This is a genomic window from Streptomyces sp. UF-297, assembly GCF_058245575.1.
The window spans coordinates 67,561-74,920 of the sequence record NZ_JBSIBZ010000041.1 but is presented as its reverse complement, the minus strand read 5'-3'; the positions used below and the strand labels follow the sequence as shown (position 1 = coordinate 74,920).

At 73.1% G+C, this 7,360-nt stretch carries 6 protein-coding genes; 2 read left to right on the top strand and 4 right to left on the bottom strand.

Translation table 11 applies throughout. The annotated features are described in order from the left end of the window. Window positions 1-148: 148 nt before the first annotated feature. Entirely contained in the window at window positions 149-1,057 is a 909-nt protein-coding gene (locus tag AC4IJH_RS23070; RefSeq protein WP_490853711.1) for an SDR family oxidoreductase, read from the bottom strand. Window positions 1,058-1,241: 184 nt separating this feature from the next. Between AC4IJH_RS23070 and AC4IJH_RS23065 the strand changes: the two genes are divergently transcribed. Next, entirely contained in the window at window positions 1,242-2,174 is a 933-nt protein-coding gene (locus AC4IJH_RS23065) for a cyclase family protein (RefSeq protein ID WP_490853710.1), read from the top strand. Window positions 2,175-2,475: 301 nt separating this feature from the next. Here the strand turns inward: AC4IJH_RS23065 and AC4IJH_RS23060 are convergent, their stop codons facing one another. The 3 genes from AC4IJH_RS23060 to AC4IJH_RS23050 form a co-directional block, all read right to left on the bottom strand. Beyond that, window positions 2,476-2,994: an ATP-binding protein gene (locus tag AC4IJH_RS23060; RefSeq protein WP_490853709.1), complete on the bottom strand. Its 519-nt coding sequence runs from the start codon at window positions 2,992-2,994 to the stop codon at window positions 2,476-2,478. A gap of 437 nt (window positions 2,995-3,431) precedes the next feature. Beyond that, entirely contained in the window at window positions 3,432-4,415 is a 984-nt protein-coding gene (locus tag AC4IJH_RS23055) for an acyl-CoA dehydrogenase family protein (RefSeq protein WP_490853708.1), read from the bottom strand. Between the two features lie 8 nt (window positions 4,416-4,423). After that, window positions 4,424-5,590, bottom strand: a complete 1,167-nt coding sequence (locus tag AC4IJH_RS23050) for an acyl-CoA dehydrogenase family protein (RefSeq protein ID WP_490853707.1) — start codon at window positions 5,588-5,590, stop codon at window positions 4,424-4,426. Between the two features lie 138 nt (window positions 5,591-5,728). Between AC4IJH_RS23050 and AC4IJH_RS23045 the strand changes: the two genes are divergently transcribed. Next, window positions 5,729-7,324, top strand: coding sequence for a class I adenylate-forming enzyme family protein (locus tag AC4IJH_RS23045; RefSeq protein ID WP_490853706.1), 1,596 nt, complete (start codon window positions 5,729-5,731; stop codon window positions 7,322-7,324). The last annotated feature ends 36 nt before the right edge of the window (window positions 7,325-7,360 follow it).

The following is a 7,360-nucleotide window of genomic DNA, read 5'->3' as shown; positions in this document are numbered from 1 at the left end:
GGGTCCTCGGGCGTAAAGCGAAGCAGCCCGAGTACCCCACCCCGCAGCCCCGCCACCGCACCCCGAAAGCCCCGCGCAGCGGAGAACGCCCGCCGCAGGCGAACCGGCGCCGCACCCGGCACAGAACGAGCACCCAACGCGCCGCAGCCTAAGACGCATTGGGCCGCTTCCCGGACGCCGCCGCGGCAGCCATTTCCTCAAGCCGCGCCAGCATCGGCATAGGATCAACCCCCACCGACCCCGGCAGCACTTCCGCCACCTTCTCCGGCGTCCACCCCCCATCGGCGTATACGGAGCGCAGTTCCACCGGCTGCGCCCACACCGCGATCTTCGGACCCGCCACCGTATAGACCTGCCCAGTGATCTCCCGAGCCCGCTCGCTCAGCAGATACACCACCACCGCCGCCACATCCTCCGGCTCCCCGATCTGCTTCAGCTCCATCGGCACATTCGCCGACATCCGCGTACGCGCCACCGGCGCCACCGCGTTGGCCGTCACCCCATACCGGTGCAGGCCCAGCGCGGCACTCCGTACCAGCGAAATCACACCCCCCTTCGCCGCCGAGTAATTCGCCTGCGCCACGCTCCCCTGGTGATTGCCGCTGGTGAAACCGATCAGCGTGCCCGAGCCCTGCCGCCGCATGACCGCCGACGCAGCCCGGAACACCGTGAAGGTGCCTTTGAGGTGCGTGGCGAGCACCGGATCCCACTCCTGCTCCGACATGTTGAAGAGCATCCGCTCGCGCAGAATCCCCGCGACGCACACCACGCCGTCGATCCGCCCGTACTCGGCCAGCGCGACATCGACCACCCGCTGTCCGCCCGTCATCGTCGAGACGTCGTCGGCGACCGCGACCGCCGTGCCACCGGCGGCCTCGATCTCCTTGACCACCGACTGGGCGACCTCGCTGCTCGGTTCGGAGCCCGCCATCGAGACTCCGTAGTCGTTGACGACGACCCGCGCCCCCGCGGCGGCCGCGGCCAGCGCCACCGCGCGGCCGATGCCGCGCCCCGCGCCGGTGACGGCCACGACCTTGCCGGCCAAGAAGTTCCCCATGCCGCACCCCTTCCCGCTCTTTCTGACGGACCGTTAGATTTTTGAGCACGCCGACCCCGAACACAAGAGGAGCGCCCAACAGGTCCGGCAACCGGGACGACAAGCAGCCAGGACACCACCTCACCAGCCCCCCACCCCACCGTCCCCACCAGGCCACCACCCCACCGACTCCCCAGGAGGCACCATGCCGCTACCACCCCCCTTCCACGACATCGCCAAACGCGTGAACAACTGGGGCCGTTGGGGAGCCGCCGACGAGATCGGCACCCTCAACCTCATCACCGACGAGGTGCTACGCACCGCCGCCGCGACCGTCCGCACCGGCCGCCGCATTCCCCTCGCCCTGCCGCTCCAACAGGACGGCGTACAGACCGGCTTGATCCCCGGCCGGATCAACCCGCTGCACACCATGGTCGCCATCAACCACGAGATCTTCGGCCCGGACACGGTCGCGACCACCGACGACGCCGTCACGATGGGGCTCCAGGCCGCCACCCACTGGGACGGCCTCACCCATGTCTCGCACTCCGGCCGGCTCTACAACAACCGCCCCGCCCGCTCCGTCACCGCGCACGCGGGCGCCACCGCCCTGGGCATCGAGAAGGCCCCGCCGATCGTCTCCCGCGGCGTCCTGCTGGACGTGGCCCGCGCCCGCAACGCCAACGGCGACCGGCTGCCCGACGCGCACGCCGTCACCCCCGAAGACCTCGACGCGGCCGAGGAGTTGGCGGGAACCAAGGTGGGCAGCGGCGACATCGTCCTCGTACGCACCGGCCAGATCCAGCGCTACCTGGCGGGCGACAAGCAGGCGTACGGCTTCCCCTCCCCCGGCCTGTCGCTCCGTACGCCGGAGTGGTTCCACGCCCGCGATGTCGCGGCCGTCGCCAACGACACCCTCACCTTCGAGATCTTCCCGCCGGAGATCGAGAACCTGTGGCTGCCCGTGCACGCCCTGCACCTGGTCGAGATGGGCATGCTCCAGGGCCAGAACTGGAACCTGGAGGAACTCTCCGCGGCCTGCGCGGACGCCAACCGCTACGCGTTCTTCCTCTCCGCGATGCCCGAACCCTTCGTGGGCGGCTCCGGCACTCCGGTCGCGCCCGTGGCCGTACTGTGAGCAGCTGCCCACATCCCGCAGCCGTACGGCGTACGGCACACCACACCGAGCCCCACCGGAAAACCGGCGCCACAGGCGCCGAAGACGCCACAGGCCCAGCCGGATGGCGATGCGCACATGCACACCCCGAGCGCGGCACCGCGGACCGCCACCCGGCTCCAGGCCGCGATCCGCGCTCGTCGAGGCCCCGGACCAGTGGCCCGGCACCCCCCGGACCTCGGCGTCCCCTCACGGCGAATCGCTGCACCCAAGAGTGATCAAGTGGCCACGCCACGTCAACACCAGGTCTGGACTATTCCCGTTATGCCCGATTTGTGACGGCGCATTGGGGTTCGTACGCGCCCATAGCGCCCACGCCCCCCACTGCGCCCCGCGAGCCCACGGCACCCATCTCCCGGCCCGCCGCCATCAGCAGCGGCTGCCCGCGGTCCACCTCGCACCAGATGCGCTTGCCACAGCCCTCCGGCTGCCAGCCCCAGCGGTCCGCGAGCCCGTCGACCAGCTCCAGGCCACGCCCGTTGGTGGCGTCCTCCTCGGCGTGCCGGGGGCGCGGGGCACGGGCGCTGGAGTCGGCGACCTCGACGCGCACGGTGCCCACGACCGCGCCCGCGCCGGAGAAGGACATCCGCAGCTCGGCGGGCGAGCCGGTATGCACCACGGCGTTGGTGACCAGCTCGGAGATCAGCAGAATCAGCGTCTCGGCCAAGGGCTCGTCGACCCCTATGCCGGACCCGGCGAGCCGCGAACGGGCCCACCTCCGCGCCCGCCCCACCTCTGCGGGGTCGGGCCGCACCTCCAACTGAACCTGAAGCACCTGCACCGCTCACACCATCCGAACCGGCGGAAACATCGCCTCGCGCCTCCACGGGGTCACAGTCCGTGACCCCGGTGATGCACAGCATGGTTGACCTTCAGTTACCCCAACAAGCGCTTCGGGCATATTCCAGCGCAAGGGAGTATGCGTGCTGCATACTGTGCGACGCACTCTGCGGGGAGTCGAACAATCAGGGGCTGCGCCCCCTGATACGGGGCGAGCGGAGCGCATTCCGCCCCCCGGAGCCGCCGCACTGGCAACACCGGGAAAGTTGCGCCTCAGAACCACTCGCACCCAACGGAGCGTACCCGAGCCGAGCGCCGACTCCGGCCCGTGACGAGTCACGCCTAGGACACAACCCGATATCAACGCTCAGTAGCCACCAAGGCCGGGCAAAGAGAACATTCCCCTCAGATCCTGGTCCGCGCCCGCGTCCGCGCCCCTCACGGCCCCGCCGCCAGCGCCGCCGCCAGCGCCTCCTCCGCCTCGGCCGCCCGCTGCCACTGCTCGGCCCTCAACCAGGCCCGCTTGAGGTGCAGATGGACATCGGCCTCCCAGGTGAAGCCCATGCCGCCGTGGACCTGGAGGCAGTCCCGCGCGTTGCGCACCGCCGCGTCGTCGGCCAGCAGCTTCGCCCCGGCCACCGCCGTCGCGTCGTCGACGACAGATGCCGCATAAACGGCACTTCTGGCAATTTCCGAGCGCACCAGCATCTCGGCGCACAGGTGCTTGACCGCCTGGAAGGACCCGATGGGCGCGCCGAACTGCTCGCGCCGCCGTGCGTGCTCGACGGCCATCTCGACCGTACGGGCCGCGCTGCCCAGCTGCTGCGCGGCGGTGAGCAGCGCGGCCGTCCGGCGCACATCGGCCACCGCGTCCGGCAGGACCCTGCCCCCGGCGGGCGCCGCCGCGCGGGCGAGCGGGGTGGCCGGGTCCACCGAGCGGATGGGCTCGGCGGTCAGCGCGGCGGCCGGCAGCGCCCGTACCGCGGCCGCGTCCAGGACGAGTACGGTGCCCGCCGACGCCAAGTGCTCGACGGGCCCGCAGGGTTGGCCGCGCCCCAGGTCCAGGCCGGTGACCACGGTGGCGCCCTTCGCCGCCCCCGGCACCGCCCCGGCCGCCAGGTGGGTGGCCACCAGCGGCCCGGGCAGCAGCGCCCGCCCCGTCTCCTCGAAGGCCAGCACCGCCTCCGGCAGCCCGAGGCCGACGCCGCCGTCCGCCTCCGCCAGCCGCAGCGCGAAGAACCCCGCCGCGCCCAGCTCCCGCCACAGCCCGCGGTCCAGCGCGCCGGGCGGCGCCGTACCGGGCTCCTGCGCGCCCTCGCCCCGCACCGCGTCGCGCAGCCGCTCCCGCGGAAACCGCTTGGCCAGCAGCTCCCGCATGCCGTTGCGCAAGGCCTGTTGATCTTCGGTGAGTTGGAAGTCCACGGGCCGGCTCACCGCCCTTTCGGCAGGCCGAGGATGCGCTCGGCGACGATGGTGCGCTGGATCTGGGAGGTGCCGGCCGCGATGGTGTACGAGAGCGAGGAGAGCCGGTCGGCGACCCACTCCTCGTCCGCGTCCAGCGCCCCGGCGCCCAGCACCTCGGCCGCCGCGTCGTACAGGTCCTGGCGCGCGTGCGAGAAGCGCAGCTTGAAGACCGAGCCGCCCACGCCGGGCACGCCCCCCTGCCGCCCGGCGCCCGCCGTCGCCGCGCTGACGTTCCACTGGGTGAGCCGCCACAGCGCGGCGAACTCGGCGTGCAGCCGCCCCAGCCTGCGCCGCAGCACCGCGTCGTCCCAGCGCCCGTCCTTCTTCGCCCGGCGGGCCAGCGCGCCCAGCACCCGGCGGCAGGCGACCACCTCGCCGACGAAGGCGGTGCCGCGCTCGAAGGAGAGGGTGACCATGGTGACCCGCCAGCCGTCGTTCTCGGCGCCGACCCGGTTGGCCACCGGCACCCGCACCTCGTCCAGGAACACCTCGGCGAACTCCGCCGACCCGGCCAGCGTGCGCAGCGGCCGCACCGTGATGCCCGGCGCGTCCATCGGCAGGGCGAGCCAGCTGATCCCCCGGTGCCGGGGCGCGCGGGGGTCGGTGCGGACCAGCAGCTCGCACCAGTCGGCGACCTGGGCGTGCGAGGTCCAGATCTTCTGCCCGGTGATCACGTACTCGTCGCCGTCGCGCACCGCGCGGGTCCGCAGCGCGGCCAGGTCGGACCCGGCGTCCGGCTCGCTGAAGCCCTGGCACCAGATGTCGTCGCCGCGCAGGATCGGCGGCAGCCAGCGGGCGCGCTGCGCGGCGCTGCCCTCGGCGGCGATCGTCGGGCCCGCGTGCAGCAGCCCGACGAAGTTGGCCCCTACATAGGGCGCGCCGGCCAGCTCGGTCTCCTCCAGGAAGATCAGGTGCTGGGTGGGGGTGGCGCCCTGCCCGCCGGCCTCCCGCGGCCAGTGCAGGCCCGCGTACCCGGCGTCGTGCAGCATCCGCTGCCAGGCCGTGTCGTAGGCCCGCCGCCCCGGCCAGTCGGCGGGCGACGGCTTGGGCGGCAGCCCGGGCAGGACCTGGCCCAGCCACTGGCGCAGCCGCGCCCTGAACTCCTCTTCCTGCGGCGCGTACGTGAGGTCCATCCGGATTCCCCTCACCAGTTTCTGATGGCCCGTCAGATGAAGGCTAGCCCCGGCACCCTGGACCGACAAGGCGCGCGGCCTTACGCTCCGTTCCGTATCTGACGTGTCGTCAATTACAGGAGCCGCGAGAGGAGCCGGATGCAGGAGCAGCGCGGACCCGCCACGACGCTGTGGGAACTGATGGAGCGCCGCGCCGCCCGCACCCCCGACGCCCCCGCGCTCATCCAGGGCGCCGCGAGCGCGCGCCAGGAGCGGCGCATCACCTTCGGGCGGCTGCGCTCACGCGCCGAACGCGTCGCGGCCGGGCTGTACGAGCTGGGGGTGCGCCCCGGCAGCCCGGTCGCCTGGCAGCTGCCGACCCGGATCGAGACCGTGCTGCTCAGCCTGGCGCTGGCCCGTATCGCAGCGGTGCAGAGCCCCGTCGTACCGCAGTACCGCGACCGGGAGACCGCCCAGGTGCTGCGCCGCACCGGGGCGCGCCTGCTGGCCGTACCCGGCACCTGGCGCGGCTTCGACCACACCGCGATGGGCGAGCGGCTGGCCACCCAACTCCCCCAGTCCTTAAGGGTGTTACGGGCCTACGACACCCTCCCCGAGGCGGACCCGGCCGTCCTCCCGCCGCCGCCCGCCGACGGGGACGAGGTGCGCTGGATCTTCTGGACCTCGGGTACGTCCGGCGGCCCCAAGGGCGTGCTGCACACCGACCGCACCCTGCTCACCGCGGGCGCCGACCTGGCGGCGGCGCTGCGCCTGGAGCCCGGCGACACCGGCTCCGTGGCCTTCCCGTACGCGCACATCGGCGGCACCGGCTACACGGTGATGCTGCTGCTGTCCGGCATCCCGGCGCTGCTCCTGGAACACTTCGCGCTGCCCGCGTCGCTCGGCGCCTACCGCCGCCACGGCGTCACCGTCGCCGGCGGCTCCACCACCTTCTACTCCCTCTTCCTCGCCGCCCAGCGCGCCCTGCCGACCGGGCACCAGCTCCTGCCGTCGCTGCGCCTGCTCGCGGGCGGCGGCGCCCCCAGACCGCCCGGCCTCCACCACGAGGTCGTACGCGAACTGGGCTGCCGGCTCAGCCACGGGTACGCCCTGACCGAGGCCCCCATGGTCACCATGGGCGACCCCCTGGACAGCGACGAGCAGCTCGCCACGGCCGACGGCCGCCCGCCCCCCGGCATGGAAATCAGGATTCGCGAGGGAAGCGGCGAAATCCTGGTGCGCGGCCCGTCGGTGTGCCGGGGGTATCTGGCGGACGGCGCGCCCGGCGGCACGGGCGCCGCCCCTTTCGGCGGCCCTTTCGACGCCGACGGCTTCCTGCCCACCGGGGACCAGGGGCACCTCACCCCCGACGGCTTCCTGCCCACCGGAGACCGGGGGCACCTCACCCCCGACGGCCGCCTGGTCGTCACCGGCCGCCTGAAGGACATCATCATCCGCAAGGGCGAGAACATCTCCGCCCAGGAGATCGAGGACCTGCTGCACCGGCACCCGGACATCCACGCGGCCGCCGTCGTCGGCCTGCCGGACGCGGCGCGCGGCGAGCGGGTCTGTGCGGTGGTGGAACAGCCCGAGGGGGCACGGCAGTTGACCCTGGAGGCGGTGTCGTCCTATCTGCGGGCCGCCGGACTGGCCCCGTACAAGATCCCCGAGCAGCTGGAGGTGCTGGACGCCCTGCCGCGCGGCGCCACCCTCGGCAAGATCCTCAAGCAGTCGCTGCGGGAGCGGTACGCCTGAGCGCTCCGCTGGAGGGCCAGGGTGTCGACCGCGGGC